Origin of the sequence: Vitiosangium sp. GDMCC 1.1324 (assembly GCF_003044305.1) — a bacterium.
GTDB lineage: Bacteria > Myxococcota > Myxococcia > Myxococcales > Myxococcaceae > Archangium.
In genome coordinates this window covers 162793-189442 of the sequence record NZ_PZOX01000004.1, presented here as the reverse complement: position 1 = coordinate 189442, position 26650 = coordinate 162793, and the positions used below count along the sequence as shown (strand labels likewise).

Annotated in this window: 26 protein-coding genes and 1 pseudogene; 13 read left to right on the top strand and 14 right to left on the bottom strand. The window is 65.8% G+C overall.

Translation table 11 applies throughout. The features are described 5' to 3' along the window. The first annotated feature begins 127 nt into the window (after positions 1–127). The 7 genes from DAT35_RS13465 to dapE all read left to right on the top strand — a co-directional run bounded on the left by DAT35_RS13465 (position 128) and on the right by dapE (position 6334). The gene (locus DAT35_RS13465) at positions 128–1459 is read left to right on the top strand and encodes a hypothetical protein (RefSeq protein WP_146209700.1); all 1332 of its coding nucleotides are present in this window, start codon (positions 128–130) and stop codon (positions 1457–1459) included. Between the two features lie 277 nt (positions 1460–1736). After that, positions 1737–1919, top strand: coding sequence for an Rdx family protein (locus DAT35_RS13460; RefSeq protein WP_233261459.1), 183 nt, complete (start codon positions 1737–1739; stop codon positions 1917–1919). Between the two features lie 95 nt (positions 1920–2014). Next, on the top strand, positions 2015–2347 hold the full coding sequence (locus DAT35_RS13455; RefSeq protein WP_233261458.1) for a PRC-barrel domain containing protein: 333 nt from the start codon (positions 2015–2017) through the stop codon (positions 2345–2347). A 42-nt stretch (positions 2348–2389) separates the two neighbouring features. Beyond that, positions 2390–3214, top strand: a complete 825-nt coding sequence (locus tag DAT35_RS13450) for a 2,3,4,5-tetrahydropyridine-2,6-dicarboxylate N-succinyltransferase (RefSeq protein WP_108067399.1) — start codon at positions 2390–2392, stop codon at positions 3212–3214. A gap of 19 nt (positions 3215–3233) precedes the next feature. After that, on the top strand, positions 3234–4103 hold the full coding sequence (pheA, locus tag DAT35_RS13445) for a prephenate dehydratase (protein ID WP_108067398.1): 870 nt from the start codon (positions 3234–3236) through the stop codon (positions 4101–4103). A gap of 6 nt (positions 4104–4109) precedes the next feature. Beyond that, a complete protein-coding gene (pheA, locus tag DAT35_RS13440; protein ID WP_108067397.1) occupies positions 4110–5252 on the top strand; it encodes a prephenate dehydratase in 1143 nt (380 codons plus the stop codon). Positions 5253–5257: 5 nt separating this feature from the next. Beyond that, the gene (gene dapE / locus DAT35_RS13435; protein WP_108067396.1) at positions 5258–6334 is read left to right on the top strand and encodes a succinyl-diaminopimelate desuccinylase; all 1077 of its coding nucleotides are present in this window, start codon (positions 5258–5260) and stop codon (positions 6332–6334) included. A gap of 13 nt (positions 6335–6347) precedes the next feature. On the opposite strand, the gene DAT35_RS13430 is transcribed toward dapE, so the two are convergent. Both DAT35_RS13430 and DAT35_RS13425 read right to left on the bottom strand, forming a co-directional pair. Next, a complete protein-coding gene (locus tag DAT35_RS13430) occupies positions 6348–7844 on the bottom strand; it encodes a DUF4157 domain-containing protein (RefSeq protein WP_108067395.1) in 1497 nt (498 codons plus the stop codon). Between the two features lie 77 nt (positions 7845–7921). Next, complete coding sequence (locus DAT35_RS13425) at positions 7922–8431, bottom strand: SRPBCC family protein (RefSeq protein WP_158501688.1); 510 nt, start codon at positions 8429–8431, stop codon at positions 7922–7924. Positions 8432–8565: 134 nt separating this feature from the next. Here DAT35_RS13425 and DAT35_RS13420 point away from each other — a divergent pair, with 134 nt between their 5' ends. Continuing rightward, positions 8566–8844, top strand: a complete 279-nt coding sequence (locus tag DAT35_RS13420; RefSeq protein WP_108067393.1) for a hypothetical protein — start codon at positions 8566–8568, stop codon at positions 8842–8844. Here DAT35_RS13420 and DAT35_RS13415 read toward each other — a convergent pair. From DAT35_RS13415 to glpK, 3 genes are read right to left on the bottom strand one after another with little or no spacing between them, the layout of a single operon-like run. Continuing rightward, positions 8841–10079: a hypothetical protein gene (locus DAT35_RS13415; protein WP_108067392.1), complete on the bottom strand. Its 1239-nt coding sequence runs from the start codon at positions 10077–10079 to the stop codon at positions 8841–8843. The genes DAT35_RS13420 and DAT35_RS13415 overlap by 4 nt on opposite strands. Further along, positions 10079–10390: a 4a-hydroxytetrahydrobiopterin dehydratase gene (locus DAT35_RS13410; protein WP_108067391.1), complete on the bottom strand. Its 312-nt coding sequence runs from the start codon at positions 10388–10390 to the stop codon at positions 10079–10081. The genes DAT35_RS13415 and DAT35_RS13410 overlap by 1 nt, the downstream gene beginning before the upstream one ends. A 37-nt stretch (positions 10391–10427) precedes the next feature. Then, positions 10428–11912: a glycerol kinase GlpK gene (glpK, locus tag DAT35_RS13405; protein ID WP_108067390.1), complete on the bottom strand. Its 1485-nt coding sequence runs from the start codon at positions 11910–11912 to the stop codon at positions 10428–10430. A 99-nt stretch (positions 11913–12011) separates the two neighbouring features. Here glpK and DAT35_RS13400 point away from each other — a divergent pair, with 99 nt between their 5' ends. Next, entirely contained in the window at positions 12012–12545 is a 534-nt protein-coding gene (locus DAT35_RS13400) for an FHA domain-containing protein (protein ID WP_108067389.1), read from the top strand. Between the two features lie 11 nt (positions 12546–12556). On the opposite strand, the gene DAT35_RS13395 is transcribed toward DAT35_RS13400, so the two are convergent. The 3 genes from DAT35_RS13395 to DAT35_RS13390 form a co-directional block, all read right to left on the bottom strand. Further along, entirely contained in the window at positions 12557–13012 is a 456-nt protein-coding gene (locus tag DAT35_RS13395) for a hypothetical protein (RefSeq protein ID WP_146209699.1), read from the bottom strand. Between the two features lie 113 nt (positions 13013–13125). Next, complete coding sequence (locus DAT35_RS58120; RefSeq protein ID WP_146209698.1) at positions 13126–14568, bottom strand: hypothetical protein; 1443 nt, start codon at positions 14566–14568, stop codon at positions 13126–13128. Between the two features lie 1050 nt (positions 14569–15618). Further along, the gene (locus tag DAT35_RS13390; protein ID WP_146209697.1) at positions 15619–16863 is read right to left on the bottom strand and encodes a hypothetical protein; all 1245 of its coding nucleotides are present in this window, start codon (positions 16861–16863) and stop codon (positions 15619–15621) included. A gap of 214 nt (positions 16864–17077) precedes the next feature. Here DAT35_RS13390 and DAT35_RS62350 point away from each other — a divergent pair, with 214 nt between their 5' ends. Continuing rightward, positions 17078–18415 (top strand): pentapeptide repeat-containing protein, encoded by a 1338-nt coding sequence (locus DAT35_RS62350; RefSeq protein WP_108067385.1) that lies wholly within the window; start codon positions 17078–17080, stop codon positions 18413–18415. A 300-nt stretch (positions 18416–18715) separates the two neighbouring features. Here the strand turns inward: DAT35_RS62350 and DAT35_RS58115 are convergent, their stop codons facing one another. Beyond that, on the bottom strand, positions 18716–19069 hold the full coding sequence (locus DAT35_RS58115) for a hypothetical protein (protein WP_146209695.1): 354 nt from the start codon (positions 19067–19069) through the stop codon (positions 18716–18718). Positions 19070–19125: 56 nt separating this feature from the next. On the opposite strand from DAT35_RS58115, the gene DAT35_RS13375 reads away from it, so the two are divergent. Continuing rightward, the gene (locus tag DAT35_RS13375) at positions 19126–19395 is read left to right on the top strand and encodes a hypothetical protein (protein ID WP_146209694.1); all 270 of its coding nucleotides are present in this window, start codon (positions 19126–19128) and stop codon (positions 19393–19395) included. Between the two features lie 219 nt (positions 19396–19614). Then, on the top strand, positions 19615–22425 hold the full coding sequence (locus DAT35_RS13370) for a YncE family protein (RefSeq protein WP_233261455.1): 2811 nt from the start codon (positions 19615–19617) through the stop codon (positions 22423–22425). Between the two features lie 80 nt (positions 22426–22505). Here DAT35_RS13370 and DAT35_RS13365 read toward each other — a convergent pair whose 3' ends face one another. The 5 genes from DAT35_RS13365 to DAT35_RS13345 all read right to left on the bottom strand — a co-directional run bounded on the left by DAT35_RS13365 (position 22506) and on the right by DAT35_RS13345 (position 25173). Further along, on the bottom strand, positions 22506–23123 hold the full coding sequence (locus DAT35_RS13365; protein WP_108067382.1) for a hypothetical protein: 618 nt from the start codon (positions 23121–23123) through the stop codon (positions 22506–22508). Next, a complete protein-coding gene (locus DAT35_RS13360) occupies positions 23111–23362 on the bottom strand; it encodes a hypothetical protein (protein WP_158501686.1) in 252 nt (83 codons plus the stop codon). Before DAT35_RS13360 ends, DAT35_RS13365 begins: the two co-directional genes overlap by 13 nt. Positions 23363–23578: 216 nt before the next feature. Then, a complete protein-coding gene (locus DAT35_RS13355) occupies positions 23579–24019 on the bottom strand; it encodes a hypothetical protein (protein ID WP_108067380.1) in 441 nt (146 codons plus the stop codon). Positions 24020–24274: 255 nt separating this feature from the next. Continuing rightward, positions 24275–24781 (bottom strand): hypothetical protein, encoded by a 507-nt coding sequence (locus tag DAT35_RS13350; RefSeq protein ID WP_108067379.1) that lies wholly within the window; start codon positions 24779–24781, stop codon positions 24275–24277. 8 nt (positions 24782–24789) lie between these two features. After that, on the bottom strand, positions 24790–25173 hold the full coding sequence (locus tag DAT35_RS13345) for a hypothetical protein (protein ID WP_108067378.1): 384 nt from the start codon (positions 25171–25173) through the stop codon (positions 24790–24792). 234 nt (positions 25174–25407) lie between these two features. Between DAT35_RS13345 and DAT35_RS13340 the strand changes: the two are divergent. Continuing rightward, positions 25408–26613: pseudogene (locus DAT35_RS13340) on the top strand (ABC transporter substrate-binding protein). Positions 26614–26650: the final 37 nt, after the last annotated feature.

Sequence of the window (26650 nt, the reverse complement as noted above, 5' to 3'; positions counted from 1 at the left end):
GGCCCAGGCCGGATGTGTGTTCCGGCGCGGACGCAACGACACCCCTCGCGGACAGCGGTCCCTGTTGGTTTCCATACCTACCCTTCTGCCGCTGGGTCCTGTTGTCTCCAGCGGAGGGGGGGAGTGCATGAGACAGTCAGTGAAGGCGCTTTGGGGCGTGTTGGCGTGGGTGGGCCTTGTGGCCTGCGGTGTTCCGGTTGCCGAGGAGGAATCGGCGCGAGCGGTGACGGAAGAGGGCTCGGAGGCCGGCGCGCTCTCGATGGAGAAGTCGCATCGGTCTCCGCCGCCCACCGAGCCGGAGTGGGTGCGCACCATCTCCGGCACTGGCGAGCACGAGACCTTTGCCGTCGCGCACGACCCGCAGGGCGATGTCCTCGTCCTGGTGTCGGATATCGGGGGACCTATCGACTTCGGCTCCGGGCCCATGAGCGCGCCGAGCCCGGATGAGCGCTTCGCGGGGCTCGCGAAGTACTCGCCCAGCGGTGAGCTGCTCTGGGCCCACCTCATTCTGGCCGAGCCCACGGCGGAGGCGCCCTTCGCCGCCACCTTCGGTGTCACGATGGCGATCGACCCGAAGGGCAACATCGTGCTCTCCATGGCCGTCTTTGGGCGGCTCGTCCTGGGGGCCATCGACGTGCCCTCGGGGGAATACCTGGTGAAGCTGGACCCGGACGGCGATGGGATCTGGGCGCGCCGGCTGCCCACCCGGGCGACGGATGTGGCGATCGACGGTGACGGCCACATTGGCATCACCGGCTACCTGCAGGGTGCTCCCGGCGCCACGTTCGATTTCGGCAACGGGCCCATCACGGCCGCGAAGCAGTTCGCCTTCGTCGCCCGTTACTCCTCTCGGGGCAAGCTGGACTGGGTCTTCGTCGATGACGAGGTGATCTTCACCGAGTCGTTGGCCACGGACGAGCATGGGAACTTCTACTTCGGTGGCATGCGCTTCCCGGAGATTCAAAGCGGCATCGGCACACCCTATCTGCGCAAGGTCACCTGCAAGGGCCAGGGCTCGTGGTCGCGCCTCCTGGAGGGCAGTATGGGCTCGATTGTGGGCATCGCGGCCCACCATGACCGGGTTGTCGCGGTGGGCCCCTTCACCGGGTCGTTTCTTTTCGCGGAGCGGACCCTGGTCTCGGCTTCCTCGGAGCTGCCCGCGGGCTTCCTGCTCAACTTCTCGCAGGGCGGCCGGGAGCGCTGGGCCCAGCAGTTGGACGGCCCGCTCTTCGCGGTCGGCCTGGACCACGAGGGCGGCGTGTACGTCGCGGGTGAGATTGGCGCCTCGGGCCCGGACCCCTGGCTGCTCACTGCCCGCTATTTCAAGGAAAGTGGCAACAGGGATTGGGTGCTCAGCTTCCGCGACCGCTTCCTTTTCGCGAGAGACCTCTCCGTGACGCCTCGGGGGGACCTGGCCATCACCGGCCCCAGCATCTACGTGCTGCAGTTCAAACGCTGAGCGGACTCCAGTTCCCTGGAGCACACACTGGAGGAGCACCTGGGCGTGATGGACAGGCCTGGGCCACCCGAGGAGCCCTGAGGAGCCAGGGCCCGCGTGGAGAGCAGTGGCCCGCTTGCTTGCATGCCGCTCGTCGTTGGGTGTTTGAATCCCTACACCCAGATGGAGGCGCACCCTCGCGCCCCATCCATGTAGGAGGCCCACCATGGCCGCCCGTATCACCATCACGTATTGCAGTGCTTGAGGCTACAAGCCTCGGGCCGCCCGTGCGGCGGCCGTGCTGAAGCAGGCGCTCAACCTGGACTCGGAGTTGAAGGTAGGTCCTTCCGGCAGCTTCATCGTGGCAGTGGATGGCAGGCCGGTGGTGAAGAAGGAGTCGTTCGACTTCCCCACCGAGCAGCAGATCGTGGAGGCGGTCTCCAAGGTGATGGGAGGACCCCCCACTCCGGCCAGCTCGTAGTCCCTGGCATGCGGGCAGCCGGGGGCTCGCAACCCGGCGCCCGCGCTCCCCAGCGGTAGACCCGGGCCTCACCTTGTCCGAGTGGAGGTGAGGCCATGGGTGTGGACTGGTTGAAGTCCCCCTTCGAGCGGCGCTCGATTCAGCACGGCATGAAGGTGCGCGGCCAGGACGGCAAGGTGCTGGGGCACGTGGCGTTCATTGGCGAGACGGTGCTCTTCGTGCGCCAGCGCTTCTCTCGCGAGCTGAAGGCGGTGCCCCTGTCCCACGTGGAGCGGGTGACGGGGCGCGGCGTGTATGTCCTGGGCCGCTCGCACGGCGCGGTGGAGCCGGTGGGAGACCGGCTGGGCAGGGAGATCATCACGTTCGTCTACCCCCTGGCGGAGCCCTTCGGAGCGGGGATGGGGGCGGGGACGCACGTGTCCGCATGAGGATGATGCGCCGGGCGGGGTTTCGTGCTTGAAGGAGCGGCCATGTCCCCCATCGAGAATCTTTCCCAGAAGGTGTCCGCGGCGTTCGCGGACCGGGCGAAGCTGAAGGATGCGGAGTATGTCGCGGCGGTGCGCGAGACGTTGGCGCTGCTGGACGCGGGCGAGCTGCGCGTCGCGGAGAAGGGGCCCGAGGGCTGGAAGGTGAACGCCTGGGTGAAGGAGGCCATCCTCCTGTTCTTCGCCATCTCGGAGATGAAGGTGATGGAGGTGGAGCCCTTCGAGTTCTTCGACAAGATTCCGTTGAAGAAGGGGCTGGAGGCGGCGGGGGTGCGGGTGGTGCCGCCGGGCGTGGTGCGCTACGGGGCCTTCGTGGAGCGCGGGGCGGTGGTGATGCCCGGCTACGTGAACATCGGCGCGCGGGTGGGGGCGGGGACGATGGTGGACACGTGGGCCACGGTGGGCAGCTGCGCGCAGGTGGGGCGTGACGTGCACCTGTCGGGTGGCGTGGGGCTGGGCGGGGTGCTCGAGCCACCCACCGCCTCGCCGGTCATCATCGAGGACCGGGCCTTCATCGGCAGCCGCTGCATCGTGGTGGAGGGCGTGGTGGTGGAGGAGGAGGCGGTGCTGGGTGCCAACGTGGTGCTGACGGCCTCCACGCCCATCATCGACGTGTCGGGTCCGGAGGAGAAGGTCTACAAGGGCCGGGTTCCGGCGCGCAGCGTGGTGATTCCGGGGATGAAGGAGAAGCAGTTCCCCGCGGGCCGCTACATGGTGCCGTGCGCGCTCATCATCGGGCAGCGCAAGGAGAGCACGGACAAGAAGACGAGCCTCAACGCGGCGCTGCGCGACTTCGCGGTGCCGGTGTAGGCCAGGAGGCGCGTGACCCATGAGGCGGATCTCTCTGCTGGGGCCCGGGACGTTCTCCGAGGAGTCCGCCCTCCACTTCCTCGGAGAGCAGCCGCATGAGCTCGTCCCCTTCAAGCTCATCTCCGAGGTCTTCCAGGCCGTCGTCTCGGGCCGGGCGGACCTGGCCGTCATCCCCATCGAGAATACCCTCGAGGGCTCGGTGAGCCAGCACCTGGACTGGCTGGTGCACGAGGTGGACCTGCCCATCCAGGCGGAGTGGGTGTACCCCATCACGATGAACCTGCTCGGCCCCGCCCGCCCGTTGGAGGGAGGGGCGCAGGAGCGCGAGGCCCGGCTGGCCCGCGTCCGCAAGGTCCTCTCCCACCCGGTGGCGCTCGGCCAGTGCCGACAATTCCTCCGCACCCGGCTGCCCCAGGCCGAGGTGGAGCCGGTGGGCACCACGGCGGAGGGCGCGCGTCAGGTCCGGGAGCGCTCGGGCGAGGAGGGGCTGGCCGCCATCGGCAGCCGTTCGGCCGCGAAGCTGTATGGGTTGGAGCTCCTGGCCGAGCACATCGAGGACCACCCCGACAACGCCACGCGCTTCGTGCTCGTGGGCCCCCAGCCGCTCTCCCTGCGCGGGACCGGCCGGCCGAAGACGAGCCTCCTCATCACCCTGCCCGCGGACTTCCCCGGGGCGCTCCACCAGGTGCTGTCCGCGTTCGCGCGCGGGCAGGTCAACCTCGTGCGCATCGAGTCCCGCCCCACGCGCAAGAAGCTGGGCAACTACTTCTTCTTCATCGATGTCGAGGCGCCGTTGTCCTCCGAGCCGATGCCCGCGGTCCTCGCGGAGATAGAGTCCCTCGGGTGTTCGGTGCGAGTGCTCGGCTCGTACCTCAGCCATGGAGTCTAGGTCGCCATGTCCGACGTTCCGGATCTTCAGAAGCTGCGTGTCTCCATCGAGAAGGTGGACGAGGATCTCCTCGATGCCCTGCGCCGCCGGATGGACCTGGCCGAGGACATCGCCCGGGCCAAGTTGGCCGCGGCCTCGCCCATCCGTGACCAGCGGCGGGAGGACCTGCTGCTGCAACGCATCCGCGCCGCGGCGATGGCGCGCAAGCTGGACCCCCACGAGGTGGAGCGCCTCTATCGCTTCATCATGGAGATGTCCGTCGCGCGGCAGCACGCGCTGGTGACGTCGCTGCCCACCACGCCGCTGCGGGTGGCCTACCCGGGCGTGGAGGGCTCCTACAGCCACCAGATGGCGCACAAGCGCTACGCGGGCCGCCCCGGAGGCGTGCTCCTCTCCGGCTTCGACACCCCGCGCGAGGTGGTGGATGCGCTCCGCCGAGGCGAGGTGGACCTGGCGCTGCTGCCCATCGAGAACACCACCGCGGGGGCCATGTACGAGACGTACGATGCGCTCGCCGAGGAGGGGGTGACCATCATCGCGGAGATGGTGGATCAGGTGCAGCACCGGTTGCTCGGACTGCCCGGAGCGAAGCTGGAGTCCATCCAGAGCGTGCGCTCCCATCCACAGGCCCTGATGCAGTGCGAGGCCTTCCTGCGGGAGAAGCTCCCCTGGGCGCGGCTGCTTCCGGAGCTGGACACGGGCGGCGCGGCGCAGCGGGTGCGTGAGGGGAATGACCCGACCGTGGCGGCCATCGCGAGCGAGTCGGCGGGGCAGCGCTTCGGGCTGGAGGTGCTGGCGCGGGAGCTCCAGGGGGCCAAGGGGGACTTCACCCGCTTCCTGGAGGTGGCGCGAGAGGCCTCGCCCCTGCCCGCGGACGTGCGCTGCAAGACGTCCCTGATGATGGTGCTGGAGAACAGGCCCGGCACGCTCGGCAAGGCACTGCTGGTGTTGGCCGAGCGCGGAGTGAACCTCGCGCGGCTCGAGTCCCGGCCGCTGCCGGGCACGCCGTGGGCCTACCGCTTCTTCCTGGACCTGGAGGGGCACGCCGCCTCCGCGCCGATTGAAGCGGTGCTGCGCGACCTCCAGCCCTACACCACCTCGATGCGGTTGCTCGGCACCTACCCGTGTGTGGAGCTGCCCCCAGGTTGAGACCCATGACCGACCTCGCCACCCGCCTTGCCCACTCCACGCTGGCGCTGTGCCAGATTCCGAGCCCCATCGGAGAGGAGCGGGTGCTCGCCGACCATGTGGAGCGCTGGGCGCGCGCGCACTTCCCGCAGCGCGAGGTGTTCCGGCAGGGGCACTCGCTGGTGCTGGGGAGCCTGCAGGACGAGCGGCCCACGGTGGCGCTCGTGGGGCACCTGGACACGGTGCCGGCGCACCCGAACGACCGGGAGCCGCGAATCGAAGGGGAGCGCGTCTTTGGGCTGGGCGCCTCGGACATGAAGGGCGGGCTGGCGGTGATGATGGCGCTGGCGGAGGACCTGCCGCGCCCGGAGCTGCCGGTGAACCTGGTGATGGTGCTCTACGAGCGGGAGGAGGGCCCGTACCTGGAGAGCGGACTGGGGCCGCTGTTCGACACGCGTCCGGAGCTGAAGCGGGTGAAGTTCGGCATCGCGATGGAGCCGACGGACGGAGTGGTGCAGGTGGGGTGCGTGGGGAGCCTGCACGTGACGTTGCGGTTCAAGGGGCGGAGCGCGCACTCGGCGAGGCCGTGGCAGGGGGAGAACGCCATCCACAAGGCGGGGCCGCTGCTGGCGCGACTGCTGGCATTGCCGAGGCGCGAGGTGATGTACGGGGAGTTCGCCTTCTACGAGGTGATGAACATCACGAAGGCCTCGGGAGGGCGGGCGCGCAATGTCATCCCGGAGGCGTTCGAGCTGAACCTGAACTACCGGTTCGCGCCGGGGAAGACGGTGGAGAAGGCGCAGGAGGACGTGCGGGAGTTGGTGGGGGACGCGGCGGAGGTGGAGTTCACGGACCTGGCGCCGAGCGGCCGGGTGTGCGCGGACAACCCGCTGTTCCAGCAGTTGATGAAGCTGACGGGACTGCCAGCGGCCTCGAAGCAGGCGTGGACGGACGTGGCGCGCTTCTCGGAGTTCGGAGTGGACGCGGTGAACTTCGGGCCGGGAGAGACGGCGCAGGCGCACCAGGCGAACGAGAGCGCGCCGATTTCCGCGCTGGCGGTGGCCTACGAGAAGCTGGCGACGTTCCTGAAGCAGGCGGGTTGAGCCCGGGGCGGACTCAGTTCTGCTGGGCCTCCTCCTCGGGAAAGAAGCCCTTGAATTCGTTCATCCACCCCAGCATGAGCTGCTTTGTCTGCTCCCTCGCCGGAGACTTGTACGAGGGCCTGTCGGGCATGACCTCTCCCAGGTTCCGCCGCTGCTCACGGTAGGCGTTCTCGGTGAGTGCCTGGTTGCGATGGTTTCCCAGCCCCACCGTGGCGTACTCCTCTTCCGGGACTTCGTTGTCCAGCCCGCCGGCGATGGTGCGGTCCTTCGGGAGGGCGGTCCCCGTCCCCAGGTGGTGCGCGTGAACGAGCTCATGGAACAGCGAGACATGGCCGGGCATCTTGGCCCAGTCCTCGGTCGAATCCGGCATGACGATGTCCTCGCCCGAGTGGTGCACGGTCGTGTTCGCTCCCTGGCCCGGCCCGTTCGCCTGCGCGTACCCCTGGAGCTTCTCTTGCCTGTTTTGCCCCGTGGGCATGGCCTGGAACTTCAAGGGATTCGCCTCGTGCTTGAGGGTCGTCGTGTGTTTGGCGTTGGGGCGCCCGAGCGCATTGATGAGCGTCCGTCCTGACTCCGTCTGCATCATCTTGGCGATGTTGCCCATCATTCGATTCTTGTAGGCCTCCTGTTCCTGGGGATCGGCCAGATTCGATGCGTCTATCCTCAGCTTCACCCCAGCTTTTCCTGCCGAGATGGCGTCATATTGCTTCTTGAGGTTGTCGAACTCGGCCTGCTTCACGCGGTTGCCCTTCGTCACCTGGTCGGCGTCGTTGGGGCCGATGATGTTGAACAGGGTGTCGAGGTCGTGGACCCGGTTGATGACGGCCCCCTGCGACGGCTGAATGACCGCCCCGGGGTCCGCACCCGGAATGCGGACAGGCTGGCCGGAGACCGCCTGGGACGCGGCCCGATCCGCCTCGGATTCGAGGCCCGGGTGGGCATTCACCGGCGCGCCCTCGCCCGAGGGCACCGCCACGCGTCCGTGGTGCTGCTGCACCACATGAGCGAGCTCATGCCCGATGAGCCGCTCCCCCGTGGCCGAGTCCGGCTGGAAACGGCCGGGGGCGAAGTGGATGTGGGTCCCCTGGGTGTAGGCGAGAGCGCCCACGGAGGAGGCGGCTTCCCCCTCGTGTACCCGTACCGAGGAGAAGTCGGCCGCGAAGGCCTGCTCCATCCTGTTGCGCAGCGCTTCGGGGAGGGGGCGTCCGCCGGTGGGTCGCGGGAGTCGCACATCGGGGAGCCGGAATTGATGCGCTCCGGTCTGGAGTGCCTGGAGCCGCTTCGAGGCCCGCGCCCCATCGCGGGCGAGCTGGACCGGGACGGAGTCTGGCGTGGAGGGAGGGGAGCGCACGGCGACGGACTCGAACCGATGACCGAAGCGCTCCGCGGAGTCCCGCGAGGCCTCCAGGGAGAGGGCGCCGTGGGTCTCCGGCAGCGCGGACTCCCGGTCGGACATGGCGGGAGCGGAGGGCGTCTGGCGTGTGGCCGGTGCCGGGTGGGGCACTCTCATGGGAGAGGATGAGCTCAAGACGGACACCTCCAGGTCGGGGTTGAAACGGGGGCGAGGGAACGCTCGTGACGACGCCGTCAGGACACGGTGGGCGCGATGGCCTCCAGCTTTCGCAACCGGGTGGCGAGCTGCCCGAAGAAGGCCACGAGGTACCGGTCCAGGTGGCCGAGGTTCGCCTCCGTGCCGCGATACTCGCCCTGCCAGCACAGCGTGCTCCCGCCCATGGAGCGCTCGACGGATACGGTGGCGCCGCCCGCCAGGATGTGGCCCTGCAGGGACGCATACTCCAGCAGATGGGGAGGCTCGAAGCGCTTCACCCGGTAGTGCACCACCGCTCCACGGCCCAGCATGGTCACGGCGAGCACCGAGCCCACGGCGAGGGGAGGGGGCTGCAGTGTGCGGATGGTGGACACGTCGTTGGACCAGAGCACGGCGTTCTTCGAGTCGAGCAGCGCGCGCGTGAACTCCGCCCAGAGAAGCTCGGGCACGAGCGTCGTCGGGAACGACTGGGAGAACTGCCGCGCGAGGTCGTCTGGAGCGGACGTCTTCAGCGGGAGCGTGGTGGGGTCGAGTGCGGTCGCGGTCATGACACTCGTGACTGTATTCCAGGCCCGGCGCGGCATTCACGCGGGATGGCAGGAGTGGAATGGTGCGGAGGGGGTGGCTGGACGTCAGGCCCGAAGGCGCATGAAATTGCGGCGTGGGGGTGTTGGAGACGCAGATGAACCCGCAATCGCTCCTTCAGGAATCCGCGTCGTTCCGGCGGACGGTGGTGCTGATGGTGTTGATCGCCATCCTGCTCTTCCATTGGGAGCCGGACCCTCGCCTGCTCGGCGCACCAGCGCAGCGCCGGGAGGAGGAGCGTCCTCTGCCCGAGGATGGGAGCGAGGTGGGCGCTCAGGCGGCGAGGCCGCTCCGCCCGGCGCACCTGGAGGACGCGCCCCGGCCGCTGCCCGGAGTGCGGCAGGCGGCGAGGCGCCGTCCGGGGCGTCGAGGCTAACGCCAGAACCCCACCGAGACACCGAAGTTGGAGTAGCGCCGCGACACGTCGAAGGACGCCGTCAGGGCCCAGTCATCCATGTAGCGGAACAGGAACAGCTCGAAGCCTCCCGTCAGGTGGGGCCTTGGCAGTTGGCCCTCGAAGGGCGAGGGCTCGATGAACGTCCCCAGTCGCGTGCGCAGCCGTCCCGGCCACGTTTCGTGCTCCACGCCCAGGCGCGGCTGAATCATCGCCGAGCCACCCACCTTCTCCGGCTCGGTGATGGCGGTGAACGAGTGCATCGACACCGCGTTCTCCACCCGCGAGATGAAGTCCGCCTGCGCGCTGATGAGCCACCGGCCCGCCAGTGCATTCACATCATCCTCCGCGGGCACCTCCGCGAAGTGCGCTCCCTCCAGCATCTGCTGGCGCGCCGCGGGCGAGAGCCGGTTGTAGCGCTCGGCCCCCTCGCCTAGCCGGAAGCTCGCTCCCAGCGACAGCACCGCGGGCGACACCACCGCCGAGTAGAGCTGCCGGCCCGCGATGAAGGGCACCTGTCCCGTGTCCCTCCGCCACTCGCCCACCACCTCCGGCCGCACCGACATGCCCACCCGGTAGGACCGCCCATGCGGCCTGTACAGGATGTCCAGCGCGATGCCCGTGTTCCCATAGTTCCAGTTGCCCTCGGGCTTGTGGCTGAAGATCGCCTGCGCGCTGTAGATGCCGAAGCCGAGAATGAAGTCGTCGCGTCCCAGCGACACCGCGCCCGCCAGCGCCGACTGGACGAGCGACACCCGGATGAGATCGCTCGGGTCGCAGTGGGCCGTGTTGCAGTAGCCCACCTGGTAGTTGCGCATCGAGAAGCCGAGGCCGACGTTGCGGTACTGCAACATGATGGCGCCCAGCAGCTGCAACGTCTGGGGGGCGTCGTCGGCGAGGCCGTCGTTGTCCAGGTCCTTGCCCTTGGCCTTCGCCAGCGGCAGGTCCAACCAGGACAGGGTGAAGCCCACGTCCCAGTCCTTGTCCAACCCCGGCGAGCGTTGGGCGAGCGCGGCCATGTTGTTGGCGAAGCCCGCCACGCCCTCGGCGATGCCCACGTAGGCGCCGCCCATGCCCACCACCCGGGAGGAGCCCATCAGCACGCCCGAGTTGATGTACAGCCGCTCCGGCCGGGTGGCCTCGGGCACGTCCTCCTGTGCCCGGGCCGCCGCCGGAGCCGCCCACAGCGCCCATGCGACGAGGAGTGCCGCCCGCATCAGCCCTGCTTCACCACCTGGGTGAACAGCGTGTCCGCCTCGGCCGCCAGCTTCGTGTCGCGCCAGGTGAGCCCACCCGCGTCATGCGTCACGAGCGCCAGCGTCACCTTGCGCCAGCGGATGTCGATGTCCGGGTGGTGGTCCGCGGCCTCGGCCGCCTTCGCGACCCGGCTCACGAACTCGATGCCACCCAGGAAGCTCGGCGCCTCGTAGGTGCGGCGCAGCATTCCTCCCTCGTGCTTCCACTCGGGGTGCTCGGCGAGGAACTGCTTCAGGGCCTCGGGGGTCAACAGCGTGCGGTCGTAGGCCATCGGAACTCTCTCCTATCGCGAATCGGGGGCCGCTGTCTCAGGCGCGCTCCACCGCGCGCCGCCACTTGGTGAGGTACCGCTCACGCACCTCGGCCTTCATCTTCGGCTTGAAGACCTTGCCCACCTTCCAGGCGCGGCGGATGGCGTCCGTGCCGTTCCACACGCCCGCTCCCAGGCCCGCCAGGAAGGCGGCGCCCAGACTGGTCGTCTCCAGGTTCTGCGGGCGCACCACCTCCGTGCCGAGCATGTCCGCCTGGAACTGCATCATCAGGTTGTTGGCCGAGGCGCCTCCGTCCACCTTGAAGGCGGGAATCTCCCGGCCGCTGTCGCGCCGCATGGCCTCGGCGAGGTCATGAATCTGCATGGCCACGCCCTCGAGCGCCGCGCGCGCCAGGTGGGCCGCGGTGGTGGAGCGGTCGATGCCGGCGAAGAGGCCGCGGGCCTCGGGGCGCCAGTGGGGGGCTCCCAGGCCCGCGAGCGCCGGGACGAAGACCACGTCCCCACTCTCCTTCACGCTGGCGGCGAGCGGCTCCACGTCCGCAGCCTTCTTGATGACCTTGAGCCCGTCGCGCAGCCACTGCACCGCGGCGCCGGCGATGAAGGAGCTGCCCTCGAGCGCGTACGACGTCTTGCCGCCAATCCGCCAGGCCACCGTGGTGAGCAGCCCCGCCTTCGAGTACACCGGCGTATCGCCCGTGTTCATCAGCAGGAAGGCGCCCGTGCCGTAGGTGCACTTGGACTCGCCGGGGGAGAAGCAGGCCTGTCCGAAGAGGGCCGACTGCTGGTCTCCCGCCATGCCGCTGATGGGGATGCCGTCCGGCAGGCCGCGCATGCCCCGGGTAGTGCCATAGACTTCGGCCGAGCCGCGAATCTCCGGCAGGCACGCGGCCGGCACGTCGAAGAGGGAGCGCATGCCCTCGTCCCACTCGAGCCGCTTCACATCCATGAGCAGGGTGCGGCTGGCGTTGGAGACGTCGGTGACGTGCGCCTGGCCCCCGGTCATCTTGTAGACGAGCCAGGTGTCGATGGTGCCGAAGCACGCGTCGCCCTTCTCGGCGCGCTTCCGGGCCCCCTTCACGTGCTGCATCATCCAGGAGAGCTTGGTGCCGGAGAAGTACGGGTCCAACACGAGGCCCGTCGTCTCGCGCACGCGGGCCTCCTCGCCCTGCTGGCGCAGCTTCGCGCAGTGCTCCGAGGTGCGCCGGTCCTGCCAGACGATGGCGTGAGCCAGGGGCTTGCCGCCCTCGCGCAGCCACAGGCCGGACGTCTCGCGCTGGTTGGTGATGCCCACCGCGGAGATGTCCTTGCCTGCCAGCCCGGCGTCCTTCAGGGCCAGGCGGATGCACTGCTCGACGGAGGCCCAGATTTCGTCGAGGTCATGTTCCACCCAGGAGGGCTTGGGGAAGTACTGGGTGAACTCGCGGTAGGAGCGCCCCACCACCCGGAGCTTGTCGTCGAGGATGGAGACGTGCGTCCCGGTGGTGCCCTGGTCCACTGCCAGCACGTACTTCGCCTTCGCCATGAAAGAAGCCTCCTGAGGCTGCCTGGGTGGTGTACGGGCGCACCATACCCGAGCCAGGGCCCTTGGCACGCGGGGCGTGCGCGCCTAGCCTTGCGCGCCATGCCTTCGGTGAAGGAATTGCGAGCGCTGCCCCGGGTGGACGTGAAGACGTTCCAGTCCGCGCATGGGCCGGTGGCGCTCATCCAGCAGCCGCCCGCCCCGGTCTTCCAGCAGGTAGCCCAGCAGATGGGGAGGGCGCGCACGGTGTTCATGGCCCACCGCTCGCGCCTGGCGGACCGGCTGATGGCGATGCTGCAGGGCTTCGAGCACCTGCAGGTGCTCTTCCTCAACCCGAAGACGGACGGCGAGGTGTTCGCGGTGGGGAGGTTGGAGACGAGTTCGCTGGTGGTGCACGACCCGTCGGTCTCCAAGTTCCACGCGCTCATCCGGTGGAACGCGGGGGATGGGAGCTGCTACGTGCGGGACGCGGGGTCGATGAACGGGACGTTCGTCAACGCGATTGCGCTGGGGGAGCAGGAGCAGCAGTTGTTCGACGGGGACGGACTGGGCTTCGGCGACGCGCAGTTCCTCTACGTGCGCACCGAGACGCTGCACGCGCACCTGGCCATGGCCGCCCCCACCACGGCCCGCTGAGCCCTACCGGGTCACGGCCCGCGCGTTTCCTGGCCAGGAGATGGGACTGGCTCTCGCGGAGGCTTGAGGACTGGGATCGCGGGGGTCTGCAGCCATGACTCCGTTTCCTCGAAGTGCCCGTCTTCGTCCGCATCGACCCAGATACGAACGCGGAACATGTCCCCTTCCGCGAAAGCGGTTCTCAGCCTGTCGAAAGTGCCGTTGCGATTCGTGTCGTCGAAATACCAGCCATTGCCGTCCTCCTGAGAGAGGATTTCGGGTTTGCCGTCCTGATTGGAATCGACGACGGTAATGATCGTCTCGTCTGTCAACGTATCCGAAAACCCCTCTGGACGTCCGTCTCCATCCTGATCCAACACGAGGCGTCGGCGACCATCAGGCAAGACGTACTCCGCCCAGCCATCAGCTTTTTGTTTGAGCACGCCTCCCTTCGTAGGCGAGCCAAACTCGTCGTAGAGCTGAAGCATTCTCGCAGTGGCATGGGCCCTCCAACCCATCTGTCGTTCCTCAAACCTTTCTCCGGGAGTGGCACAACTGGAGAGAGATAGAACTGCGGCAGTCGATACGAGCAGGTGAACGTTCATTGGCACATAGGGGGCTTGACATTGCAGCCATTCGGCAACGTCGGTGTCGATGTGCAGGGTATGTCATTTGAGCGATTGGCGGTCGCAGGGCACGTTTCACAGCAATAGAAATCTCCTGCCGAACCAAGTGGCTGACCCGCGCAGTCCTGCTCGACAACGCCCTTGCACTTCTCGCAGGCCTTATTCGTGAGGATGCCTCCATGGCAGATCGCGGCACTGGGACACGCCACGTGGGCAAGCTTTTTCTCGATACCGCATTTCCGCTTTTCTTCAGGAGAGCCAGCACATCGGGCACAGTTCTCGTTCGCGGTCGGCTGAGGACTGACAGCAGTGTCCGTGCGGCACCCAGAGCAATAGAGTGAGCATGCGTACACCTGATCCCTTGGATCTCCGTCGTTGTGGTTTACGCCCGTAGTCGCGACACCAGAGGCGTGCAGGAGTTCATGAAAAATTGTTTCGCAATTCGCATCTGCGGAGTCTGTCTCCCAGAAGTAACGACTGTTTAGATTGATGTAGGGAGCAGATGTTCTGCTGCCTAGGGTTGTGGCGCCCACCCCATCGCAATTGAGTCCGCATGCTATCTTGATGCGCTTCTTGAGTAAGCTAAATCTAAAATGGTCTGCCATGGAGGAGTTCGTTGCCTTGAGGCACTTGAGGCCTTTCCTTTCACTCTGGAGGCCAAGCGCGCACTCGACGGCGGCGACTACCGAGCTGATTTCGTAATCATTACAGGAGCCCTTGGCTGCCCCTCCAATGATGGTGACGACGGGAGTCGATTCGAATTTGATGTCTCTCGGCTCCACGTCCTGGTCTCCAAGTTTAGGGAAATCACCCGTCATGAAGTCATTCTTCTTGCATTCTTCGTATGTCGCGGGAAGTGCAAGCGGAAGCGAGTATTCGGTGCTCAAGGCGAAGTTTCCATTTCCGGTTGGATCGATTTCGATGACTACCTTGGTGCTGTTTTCCTCTTCCGTTTCGGTTCGTCGCTCTTCCAGACGGCCATCGCCGTTGGTGTCTCGCCATAGCACGCGCAGTTTGCCGTTGAGTGTGACTTCCTCGCGGCGCTCGATGTGCCCATCACCATCGGTGTCGATCCATGTCAGCACGTCCCCTCTGGGACTCATCTCCATGATTCCGTGCAGGCGACCATCTTTCAGGGGAGCAAACTCCCAGCGCATGCCTCCATCGGGCATGCGAACCGAGGTTGTTTCAGGAACTCCATCACCATCCAGGTCAGCAGCTTCGCCACGGCTCGCCTTGGCATATTCCTCGAAGAGCTTGATGGTTTGGGGCTGGCCGTACTTGCGCCAAGCAGCAAACGCATCATCTTGCTCGGTGGAAGGTGGTTCAGAAGGTGATTGCACGGGCGTGCAGGCAAACAGCATGGTGAGAATAATGAAAGCGGGCGAACGCATGAATCTCCACCAGGTCATCTTCATGTCAATCCATGGAGTGACAGCGCGTGCGATGGCCGGCCACAAAGCGCACAACGACCACATCCCCAAGCGGCGAGATGCTGCATGCGTGAAGTCACCCGAAGTACGACCGCTCAGCCCATGGCAAGATACAGGCCAGGAGCAGCATCCCGACATCTCGTGTCGTTAGGTGACAGGGAGAGCGCTGTTGGTGTCTCGGAACGTGTACGCCGTCCGCGAAGCGAGATGGTCGATGCCCCGGTCCACATCTGCTGCGTGCCTTCGGTGACGCGCAGTTCCTCTCAATGCCGCCCCCGCTCCGGCGCTCTGCGAACTCCCTCTGCGTCAGTTCGCTCGCCTCGTACTCCTCGGCGATTCGAACCCACTCCGGCTTCTCATTCTGCTTCGACCTGCCCGGCAGGGTCCGTCGGCTCCCTCTCCCTGGCCAAGCTCCCCAGCACGTCGTTGGCAGGACGGATACCCAGTTGCAGGAACATGTCGGGCAGCATCATGGCGAGCTTCCTGTCGGGCCGAGGTAGTGCCCGAACCCGTCAGCTCACCACCGCTCCCATCAGCATCGCCAGCATGACCTCCAATGTCTTGCCGGTGCTCGCTCCAGCTTCGTTCCCCTGCATCGTCTTCAAGAGGGCTGAAACATGCCAACGAGAGCGCGCGGGCTACTCAGCCCACCAGGTTATCCGCTGCTCGCTCTTCCAACTCCCCCGAAACTGCGAAACTCGAACTAAGACCTTAGGAAGGTCCCGATCCGTCCTATACTCCACGGCGTCGGTGTAACGGGTAAGTGGCCGGGATGCTCATTGCTCGATGCTGATGACCCGCAGCGTGGGATGGGCGCGCGCGGTCCAATCCGTGGTCCAATCGGTTATCTGCCCATCCGGGTCTGGGTCGTGAGGTACCGCTCCGAGTAGAGCAGCTCCCTGTGGTGACATACACCCCGTGACGACATATACCCGGCATCTGCGGGTGCCGGGTGGCGTGCTCTTTGTGGTGGGGAGCCGAATTCCCGGCCCATGCTGTCTGCTCCGCCGCTGAGCCGCGCCTCCTCCCGAAGAGTCAGCAGCGACGGTTGTGAAAGCAGTCCAGAAGGTCAACTAGCACGTCGTCGTTGAGGGATGAGCCAATGGACAGGAGTTCTTCCTGAAACAGCTTGCCCCGCTTCATGTTGGCTATGTCCTTAAACGCCTGACCAGCGCGACGGCGACTCCGCTCGCTTTCATCCAGCTTGTTGAGGTCGGGCAAGTCCGAGCGAGTGGCCTCTCGGTAGAGCATCCGCAGATCGGTGGCACTGCGGATTCCGAACTGACGAGCGCTGAGGATGTCCTCCCGCAGGTAGGTGATGAGGAGGGCTTGGTCGATCCAATCAACGACGCGCGCTAGCGGGTAGTGAGTGCACAGCGACAGCCATCCAGGCTCTACTCGGGCCAGTTGCTGGATGTTGAAGATTCCCAGAGTCTTGAGTCGTTCGATATCGAAGTTGGTGACGCCATCCAGGTACTCCCATTTCAGGTACTCCGCTCCAGGGGGTTCTGGTGCGAAGACCTGTCTGAACCGTCGATGCAGAATCTCTAACCCAAGTGCGGGAAACAAGCCCAGGCCGAAGTACAAAAAGGGCGCCAATATGCCCTTGCGTAGCTGGAAGACACCCATGAGGCCCAGGGCATAACCCATCATCATTAAGAGAAAAGAACGGATAGCAGTGGTCAGGAGGAATCCGGTGGAGAGTGTTCCTGCCCAGATTCGTAGGATGAGGAGCCCTATAGTATAGGCATAGACGCCGCTGCCGGCCAACGCCAGACCCAGGAGCCCGTCCTTGTTGATTGGGTTGATTGGAAGGAGGCGCTGCTCCGTCGTAAGAAGAAGGGCAAGGCCTAGGAAGGGCAAGGCGAGCACTAGCGCACCAAGGAGCATGCGCACGGAGCGTCCCTCCCGTTGGAGCGACTCGCCCAGTGGAGCCTTGTTGAAGATATTATGGGAAAGTTCCCCGCCAGCATGTCTCTCGGCATAGGCGGCCAAGAGTTCCTGGTACTGTCTCACCCTAACCCGATGTCGAATACGAGCACGCCGGGTGCCCAACAACCGGTATCCAAGCAGGAGTATGCTTGGTGCCAAGAGCAGGAGACGACTGTCCATAAATTCCATGCTCCGTATCAGTTCCCAGAGCACCGGCACGATACTGATACTCAACAGGAAGAGCAGCAGCCCCCCCAGATAGAGTTCAGCTAGACCTTGTAAACCTGGATTCCAGTCAGCCCCAAGAACATTCCGCAATGGTTCATGTCCTGCCTTGTCACGGCGCACGAGCGTCCTCCATAGGCGCGTCACTTCAGGCTAAAGATTGGGACCGCAGAATCTGTGAATCACAGTGCCGACTTGAGGCTTCGGATGCCTGACAGCTCACTTCAAGTGGAGCGTGCTGTTGGCTACTAGTACGCTAGGCGACTTGGCTGGCCTGCGCCTCTTTCTTGGACAGGTCCCCGAGCGTTTCTCTCTGCGATCTCATTTGCAAGGTTGGATGGTGCTACTCCGCCCCCAAGCCCTTTCTATCTTTCTTGTTGGAAGAATTTCCGTTTCCAAGTGCTTGGAGCGATCTGCTGGGGGGTCGATGAAACAGCGTACTTGCGCATTGCGTGCCGGCGCCCGCTGGTACACGCGTCCCTTGCTGCTGATAGCAGCAATAGTCCCCATCGTTTCCCTGCTTGCCTGCATCCTCTTCTTGCCAACCTACATTGTCGAGCGTGACCTCGGCTCTACATCCTCCGCACGACTGGAGCCCGCAGAAATTGTCAAAGCCAAGAACGATGTTCGGACCACTCTCCTTCAGGCAATGGGAGGGGCGGTCCTTCTTGCGACCGCTTATTTCTCCTGGAGAGGGCTCAAAAACAGCCGTGAAGGACAACTCACGGAACGATTCACCAGGGCCATCGAACACATCGGGAGGACGGAGACCGATATCCGCCTGGGGGGGATCCACGCCTTATCTCGAATTGGCAGGGATTCAAGAGTCGATCGAGCGGCAATTACTAACATTTTGGCCGCGTACATTCGAGGGCATTCCCTGCGGAAGCAGCTAGCTGCCCCTAAGGTGCGGCAACATGATGTGAAATCAAAGTTTCTGGAACTCCCATCTCTTCAGGCTCGCGCACCGGATGTCCAGGCGGCCATGACGGCGCTGACACGTAGGATTCTTCATTCCGGCCATGATGAAATCATCGAGTTGGAAAGAGTCGATCTCCGGCGTATCGCACTCCATGACGCATGGCTCGAAGGAGCCCGTCTCGAGGGCATCCGCCTCGAAGGAGCCCGTCTCGAGGGCATCCGCCTTGTACGGGCCCACCTGGAAGGCGCCCATCTGGAAGGCGCCTACCTCAAAGATATCCACTTGGAAGGTGCCTACCTCGAAGATGTTCACCTGGAAGGCGCCCACCTGGAAGGCGCACACCTTGAGAGTGTCCACCTGGAAGGTGCCCACCTGGAAGGTGCCCACCTGGAAGGTGCCCATCTACAACGCATCCACCTACAACGCGCCTATCTCCAATGCGCGCAACTCCGGGATGCTCACATTCAGCGGGCGGATCTCTGGGGCGCCCACCTCGAAGGTGCGAACCTTCAGCGCGCCCACCTCGAAGGTGCGAACCTTCAGCGCGCCCACCTCGAAGGTGCGAACCTTCAGCGCGCCCACCTCGAAGGTACCATCCTCTGGGGTGCTCAACTCCAAGGTACCATCCTCTGGGGTGCTCAACTCCAAGGCGCAACGCTGTATGCGGCCCGAGCTGACGAGCTCACCCAGTGGCCGACGTATGATTTCGACCACCACTCGGTGGGGGTTACCATCGCGACGCACTCGTACTGAGGGGGTGGCGCCGTGGCTAGGGTAGCTCCTTCTTCGTCGCGGGATTGGCTCCAGGTGATAGAGGAGGCCTCGCTCCGAAGTTGGCTGATCCACACCCGGCGAGGAGTACCAGCAGTACTGCCGTCCAACCCAGAGTCATGAAGGTTCTCCGTGATGATGGCCACCCCCTGATAGGTAACCGGGCCTAGGGGATACCCAGCGGGGCTAACAACTCTGGGTGCTTGTATGTTCGCCGCTCTCAGCAGCGTCATCTGTGGGGTCATCAAAACAGCCCGTGTTTCGGCATAAGGATCTTGGCGGTCATCCACGCTGATGCTCTGGCTGCTTGGCCAGTGTGTCTTCATCCAATCCACCCGAGGAGGAACGCAGATGGAACACACCGGCTTCTCGGCTGAGCTGGAGGAAATTCGTTATGCCATCGAGGGCGCCCACCGGCCAGCCGGGCTCACAACTCGGGCGGCCCCCGCCAGCGGCCCTCTTTTGCTCCTCGTCACTTGGCTCAAGCATCAAAGCATCGACGCGCCCGAGAAGTACCTCGTGCACCTTTTCTCGGACGCCGAGAGCTGGCTGAAGAACGTGGCGGGAGGAGCGATCGAATTCGCCAGGCACGCGGGCGCGGTCGTCGGGGGAGGGGGTCTTGAAATCGACCTTCAAGCTCTCGAAGGTGGCTACTGCCACGCTGATGAAGAACGGTGGGGGCGGCCCGTCAGGTGGGCTGGGCCCTCGGTCAGGCCTACGGCTCGGTTGCCGGTGACGCTGCGGCGTTGCTCAAGAACACGGGCTATGCCGTCGAGGACGTTGGCACCGCGTTGCAGTCGGCCTTCCGAGCCGGCGCAGAGGATGCCACCAAGCTGTTGAAGAACATCGGTTACAACGCGACCGACGTCAACAAGGCCCTTGGGAGCGCCTTCGGCAAGGGTGCCGATGAGTGTGAGATGAGAAGATATAGGAAAGCGTCGGGTTCAGCTCCAAGGACGTAAGTGCTGCGCTGTAGTTCGCTGGCAAGACCGTGGAGAATGGTTTGGAAGAGGCCTGAAGTTCTGGTGAGGGCCCGGCCAGCGCGCGGATTGAGTACACGACACCCGATGCGTCTGGAAACAGACAGGATGGAGGAAATGCCCCCCGGGGCAGGTCCCTCGGACCCCTGACTCCATGTAGACCTCCCCAGGTAGCACTGACCAGTTCCGAGGGGGGAACTCATGGCGGCACTGACAAAGATGGCCAACCAGGCCATCTCCAAATCCATTCTCATCGTGGCGTTGTTCATCTGCTCTTCGGCGAGCGGTGTGCCCTCAGTGGCCCCCTCCTTCACGCTCTTCGAGAGCGGACAGGTCCGCCCGCTCGCGCTCTCGCCGGATGGCAAGCTCCTCTTCGCCGTCAATACCCCTGACAACCGCCTCGAGGTCTTCCATGTCGGAACCCCAGGCCTCCGTCACCGCGCCTCGGTACCCGTGGGGCTCGAGCCGGTCGCCGTCGCGGTCCGCGGCAACGATGAGGTCTGGGTGGTCAACCACCTGTCCGACAGCGTCAGCATCGTGCGGCTCAACCCGAACGGAGAGGAGGGCACTGTCGTGCGGACCCTGCTCGTGGGCGACGAGCCTCGGGACATCGTCTTCGCCGGGCCCGGGAAGAGCCGCGCCTTCATCACCACCGCCCACCGTGGCCAGAACGCTCCCTTTGATCCGCAACTCACCACGCCAGGCATTGGCCGGGCCGATGTCTGGGTTTTCGATGCCGCCCACCTGGGCACCTCGCTCGGGGGCAGTCCGCTCACGATCCTCACCCTCTTCAGTGACACACCCCGGGCTCTCGCGGTGACGCCCGACGGCTCGCGTGTCTACGCAGCCGCCTTCCACTCTGGAAATCGCACCACGGCGCTCAGCGAGCTTCAGGTGCCCGATGGGGGCGAGGCGGCCGGCGGCGTGCCCGGACCGAACTTCAGCCTCGCGGGTGTGCCAGCGCCCGAGGTGGGACTCATCGTCAAGTTCAACGGAGAGCACTGGGTCGACGTGCTGAACCGCCCGTGGGATGACCAGGTGAGGTTCTCCCTGCCGGACAAGGACGTGTTCGTCATCGACGCCAACGCCAATCCGCCCGCGAAGCTCACGGGCCCGGGCGGTTTCTACTCCGGCGTGGGCACGGTGCTGTTCAACATGGTCGTCAACCCCGTGAACGGGAAGGTGTACGTCAGCAATACCGAGGCGCGTAACGACCTGCGCTTCGAGGGCGCGGGTCTCTTCGGCGGCAGCACGCTCCGGGGGCATCTGCACGAGAGCCGCATCACCGTGCTGAGCCCCACGGGCGTCACCCCGCGCCACCTCAACAAGCACATCGATTACGGCACGTGCTGCGCCCCGCTCCCCAATTCCGAGAGCGAGAAGAGCCTGGCGCAGCCGCTCGGCATGGCGGTCACTTCCGACGGCACCACCCTCTACGTGGCCGCCTTTGGCTCCTCCAGGCTGGGCGTCTATTCCACCGCCGCGCTCGAGGCCGACACCTTCGTGCCTGGCTCGGCCAATCAGATCCTCCTGAGCGGTGGCGGCCCTACCGGCATGGTGTTGGACGAGGCCCGCAGGCGCCTGTACGTGCTGACGCGCTTCGACAACGCCATCTCCATCGTCGACACCTCCACGCGCGGTGAGTTGGCTCACGTGCCGATGTACAACCCCGAGCCTCCCAGTGTGGTGGCGGGGCGGCCCTTCCTGTATGACGCGCGGCGCAGCTCCAGCCACGGTGACTCGTCCTGCGGCAGCTGCCACATCTTCGGCGATTTCGACAGCCTGGCCTGGGACCTGGGCAATCCGGATGACGCAGTGGTGAACAACCCGGGCCCCTTCGTCCCGCTGCTGCCTCCGTTCGGCGGCGATCCCCTGCTCGGCCTCGATCCCGATTTCCACCCGCTGAAGGGGCCGATGGTGACACAGAGTCTGCGGGGCATGGCGAACCATGGCCCGATGCACTGGCGCGGTGACCGCACCGGTGGCAACGATGCGCCCAGTTCCCAGCCGAACAGCGGCGTCTTCGACGAGTCCGCCGCGTTCAAGAAGTTCAACCCCGCCTTCATGAGCCTGCTCGGGCGGTCCGCGCGGCTCTCCGCCACGGAGATGCAGCAGTTCACCGACTTCATTCTCCAGGTCGCCTACCCGCCCAACCCGATCCGGAACCTCGATAACTCGCTCACGCCTGCTCAGCAGGCCGGGCGGGACTTCTTCTTCGGGGCCCGGGTCGCTCCGCAGGGCACGTGCGAGACCTGCCATCGGATCGATCCACTCGCCAACCCGGGGGAGGGAGCTTTCGCCGGCTTCTTTGGAACGGACGGCCGCTCGGCCTTCGACGCGGAGCCTCAGATCTTCAAGATTCCGCACTTGCGCAACCTGTACCAGAAGGTTGGCATGTTCGGCGCGGGCTTCACCACCAATACGCTCGGGCCCGATCCCTTCCTCGGGGAGCAGGTCCGCGGCTTTGGCTTCAACCACGACGGCACCGTCCCGGACCTGTTCCGGTTCAATAGCGGGTTCGATGAGAACGCGCTGAACCCCGTCGGCATCCCGCACACGCCCGCGGGCGTCCAAGCCAAGCGAGACATGGAGCAATTCATGCTGGCGTTCGACAGCAACCTGGCGCCCATTGTCGGTCAGCAGGTGACGCTCACGGCAGACAACCAGGCGGTCGCGGAGCCTCGCATCCACCTGCTGAAGGACCGCGCGGACGCGGGCGAGTGCGAGCTGATCGCCAAGGGCCGCCTCGCCCGGTTCGAGGTGGGATTCCTCTATCTGGGAGATGGGCAGTTCAAGAGTGACCGGGAAGCCGTGCCCTCCATCTCCGATGCGGCCCTGCGCGCGCTCGTGGCCTCGGGCAAAGGGGTGCTGACCTATACCTGCACGCCCCCGGGGTCGGGACAGCGCATGGGCATCGATCGGGACCTCGACGGGGTGCTCGACGGAGACGAGCGGGCCGAGGGCAGCAACGCAGCGGCTCCCAACAGCAGCCCCTGGTGGAGCACCCGGTAGCCGCTCGCATCCGAGGCTGGAGCACTCGCTCCCCGCTCAGACCCCACTGCCTGAGCGGGGAGGTGAACCGCCATTGGACGTCAGTACCGCATCGTCAGATCGAAGCCCAGGAACCACCGCTCGAGCGGCTCCTCCAGCGGTATCGAGACGGAGACACCCGGCTGCCACGAATCAACCTTGTCGGTGATGAACCGGAGCGAGCCACCGAGGGAGTGATGCATCTCACTCCTCGAGGAGGTTGTCTCCGCATACCGGGCGCCCGCCATCTCGAGCGTGGCGACGACGGGGTTGGCGCGATAGGAGAACCCCGCTCCCCAGTGTGGAGAGAGCTGCAAGGCTTTGGTGAAGGGGAAATACGCATCCATCCCGGTGTCCAGCCGGAGGGAACAGGACGAGCCGACCAGTATCATCGCAGCGCCCAGCCTTCCGCCCAGGGCTCCTGGCTGGAACAGCACGGCCTGGGTCGGACGCATCGCCGCCACGGTGGCATTGAGGGAGGAGGCCACCTCATCCTCGTCCCCGGTGGGAAGGAGCATCCCTCCACGGAGCGCGAACCAGGTGTTGGAGAGGATGGGCAGGGTCCAGGCCACTCCCAGGTCGATGTTGCTCAGCGCCGAGGCCGACCTGGATGCTCCCGTGAGCTTCGTCAAGGAGACGGCCGCGTAGGGACCCAGGCCGCTCGCACTCATGAACGCCATGGCGAGGTGGGGCGCTGCCGGAGCAGCTCCAACACATATTCCAGGTGGACGCGGATCCGGAGCTCCTCATCATCGTGCACTGTCGGGGGCCGGCCGAAGCGAGCCTGGAAGCTCGCATCCCCGAGGATGAGGCTGACGGAGTCCGTGTGGAGTTGCTCCGGAGTGGGTGGGGTGCCGCACGAGATGAAGCCGACCATCAAGAGAATGGGGAAGAAAGCCATACGCCGTGACAGGGTCATGGGAGCGATACCCTCCAGGAGTGCATCCGAACCGGACCCACGCTGGCGGGCCGTTGCACCACACTGAGGGATTGCTCGAAGTCGAGCCGCACGAGGGGCTCATTCGTCCATCACGATTTCATCACGACCCGATATGCCCTCTCCGGCCGGGCATTGCGAGACAGCGATACAGGTATCGCCCGGCAATCATCGAATCGGGGTGACACCTGTGCCGGGTTATCGCCGGGGCGGGGCGGGCCGCTTGACGAGCTCGACCTTCATGCCGAGCAGCGCCCGGCTCTCGCCCTTCGTCCCGCACAGCTCGCCGTCCGCGTACGGTCCGGAGGGCGTCTGGGCGCCCTCCACGAGGCACCAGTAGCGCACGGTGTAGTCACGCGCGGCGGGGCCGGCGAGGCGGAAGGCGAAGGCCTCCATCCGGCGGGACTCACCCGTGGTGCCGCAGGGCGTGCCGGCGTTCAGCCACGGGGAGTCGCCGATGTCCTGGAGGTGGCACATGTACTGGAGCTCGAGGCCGCGCACGGGGCGGGGCAGGTGGAGCTCGAACTGCTCGACGCGGCGGGGCTCCTGGGGGAGCCATGCGGCGGTGGAGTACTTCTGGTCCCCCACGTCGGCGCTGTGGACGGTGCCCTCCCAGCGGGAGGGGACGCGCGGCGGCAATGGCGGGGACAGCGGCGGCCAGCATCAGCGGGGCAATCAGGGACTTCATGGCGGGCACCTCATTGGAGATGCCCCGACAGACCGGGGGAGGGCGAAAATATTCACTGTCCGTCACTTCTCCTTCGAGAGGATGACGACGCTGTAGGGCCCCAGGGGGTTGACCTGAATCAATCCCAGACAGCGATACGCCCGAGCTGTGGGGGTCTCGGGCGAGCGGGAGGCGGCGAAACCCACCGCCCCCGCCAGCCCCTCTTCTCAGAAGAGGGGGCCGACGACGTCCACCTTCAGCTCGCCCCGGTTGGCGGCGACGATGAGCTGCTTGGCCAGCGCCTCGCGCTCGGCGGAGCTCAGCATGGGCATCAGCATCTGCAACTGGCCCCTGTCCTCCACGGACCAGGTGCGCCGCGACAATCCGACTTCCACGACGCGCCGCGCTTCACCGTAGTGAGGGCTGGGCGGCTTCGCGTCGGCTTCGTCGGGGTGCGCCTGCTCCTCGTCCTTGGGGGCGGGCGCGGCGGCGACGGGCTGCTGCACCGGCACGGCGGGAGGCGCGGAAACCACCGCCGCGCGCAGCTCCTGGCGCACGGCGGTACGGATGGCCTCCACGTCGGTGGACGGCTCCGGCGGCCGCACTGGAGCCGCGCGCACCACCGGGCTCGGCGACGGCGCGGCCGGCGGCGGGGTGGACCCGAGCGCCAGCCACATGCCCCCCGCGCCCAGCAGTCCTCCGGCCACGAAGGTGAGAATCTGACGCGCGCTCATTCCGGGTCCTACGGCAGGTTATAGGAGGCGTTGACGCTGATGACGCGGTCGCAAGAGCCGTCGGCGTTCACCACGAAGTACAGATAGGACGCCGGGTTGAGCGTCTGGACTACCTTCAGCATGTTGGCGTCGCTGGTGAAACAGGACGCGTACTGGCCCGTGGCCGAGGTCGCATAGCAGGTGGCCGAGAAGCTGCTCGTGTCATAGGCATAGAGCGAGCACCCGATGTATTGCTGCGTGTCCGCGCTGTTGCGCACCGCCTTGAACGTGCCGTTGGCGTTCGTCTGGCCGGCGCTGTCCGTCCAGATGTTCACCTGCTGGCCGCCGCTGCTGCCGGCCACCGCCACCGTCGAGACCGCGAGCACCGCCGAAACGAAGAGCAGCTTCTTCATGGTGTCCTCTCAGGCCCGGTCCATCCGGGCCCACTCCCCCACGGAGTGTCAGGAGAGGGTATGCCGGAAAACCCGTACTTGTCGACAGCCCATACTTTCCCGTGACTCGCGCAAGGGCAGCTCCACCGTGGCGCATGAATGTGAAGCCGCCATCAGTCCCCGCCCGGCATGCCAGGGATGGCGGAGTTCACTGATAGCGGAGTGCATTAGAAGGTGGTTCTGGAGGACGTTCTCATGCGCCGCACCGTCGTCCTGTTGTTCCTCGCCGTGCTGGCCGTGCTCGCCGTGCTGGTGGCCGTCCGTGAGACGGAGGCGCAGCCCACTCCGGTCGCCACACAGGCCCCCACGCCCACGCCGGCCGAGACCCCCCTCAAGGAGGTTCCGGCGCCCGAAGAAACCATTCTCCTCGGTCAGGTGGGCAGCCTCACGGGGAGCGAGGCCACCTCCCGCATCTCCGCGAGCAAGGGCATCGATCTGGCCATCAAGGAGGCCAACGCCGCGGGCGGGGTGAAAGGTAAGAAGCTCGCCGTGCGCGTCTATGACAGCCAGGGCAAGCCCGAGGAGGCCGCTCAGGCGGCCGCGCGCCTCATCACCCAGGACAAGGTGGTGCTCATCTTTGGCGACGCCGCCTCCTCCAACTCCATGGCCATGGTGGACAAGGCCCAGACAGCCGGGGTGCCGATGATTACCCCCTCGTCCACCCATCCCGCCGTCACCCAGAAGGGCGACTACATCTTCCGCGTCTGCTTCATCGATCCCTTCCAGGGTTCCGTGATGGCGAAGTTCGCCCGCGACAACCTGAAGCTCAACCGGGTGGCGGTGCTGCATGACAACAAGAGCGAGTACTCGGCGGGATTCAAGGACGTGTTCAGCCGGAAGTTCTCAGAGATGGGCGGCACCATCGTGGCCAACGAGAGCTACTCGAAGGGCGACACGGACTTCCGCGCGCAGCTCATTGCCATCAAGAAGGCGAAGGCGCAGGCCCTCTTCGTACCCGGGTGCTACACGGAGGTGGACATCATCGCCCGCCAGTTGCGCGAGCTGGGGGTGAGGGTGCCGCTGTTCGGCGGCGACGGCTGGGAGTCCAACATGCTCTTCGAGCTGGGCAGCTCCGCGCTCGATGGCAGCTACTACTCCAACCACTACTCGGTGGATGACTCGGGCCTGCGTGTGCAGAAGTTCATCGCGGACTACAAGTCTGCCTACGGCGCGGTGCCAGACAGCATGGCGGCCCTGGCGTATGACTCCGCGTGGCTCGCCATCGACGCGATGAAGCGCGCCCCCAACCTGTCGGGCGCGGCCATCCGCGACGCCATCGCCTCCACTAAGGATTTCCCCGGCGTGGTCGGCACCATCAACCTCGACTAGATCCGCGACGCGGTGAAGTCTGCGGAGACCCAGGGCCGCAGGACGAAGCTCGTCACCACCATCAAGCCCTGAGGCTCTTGCGAACGCTCTCGAGATGCAGCCCCTGCTT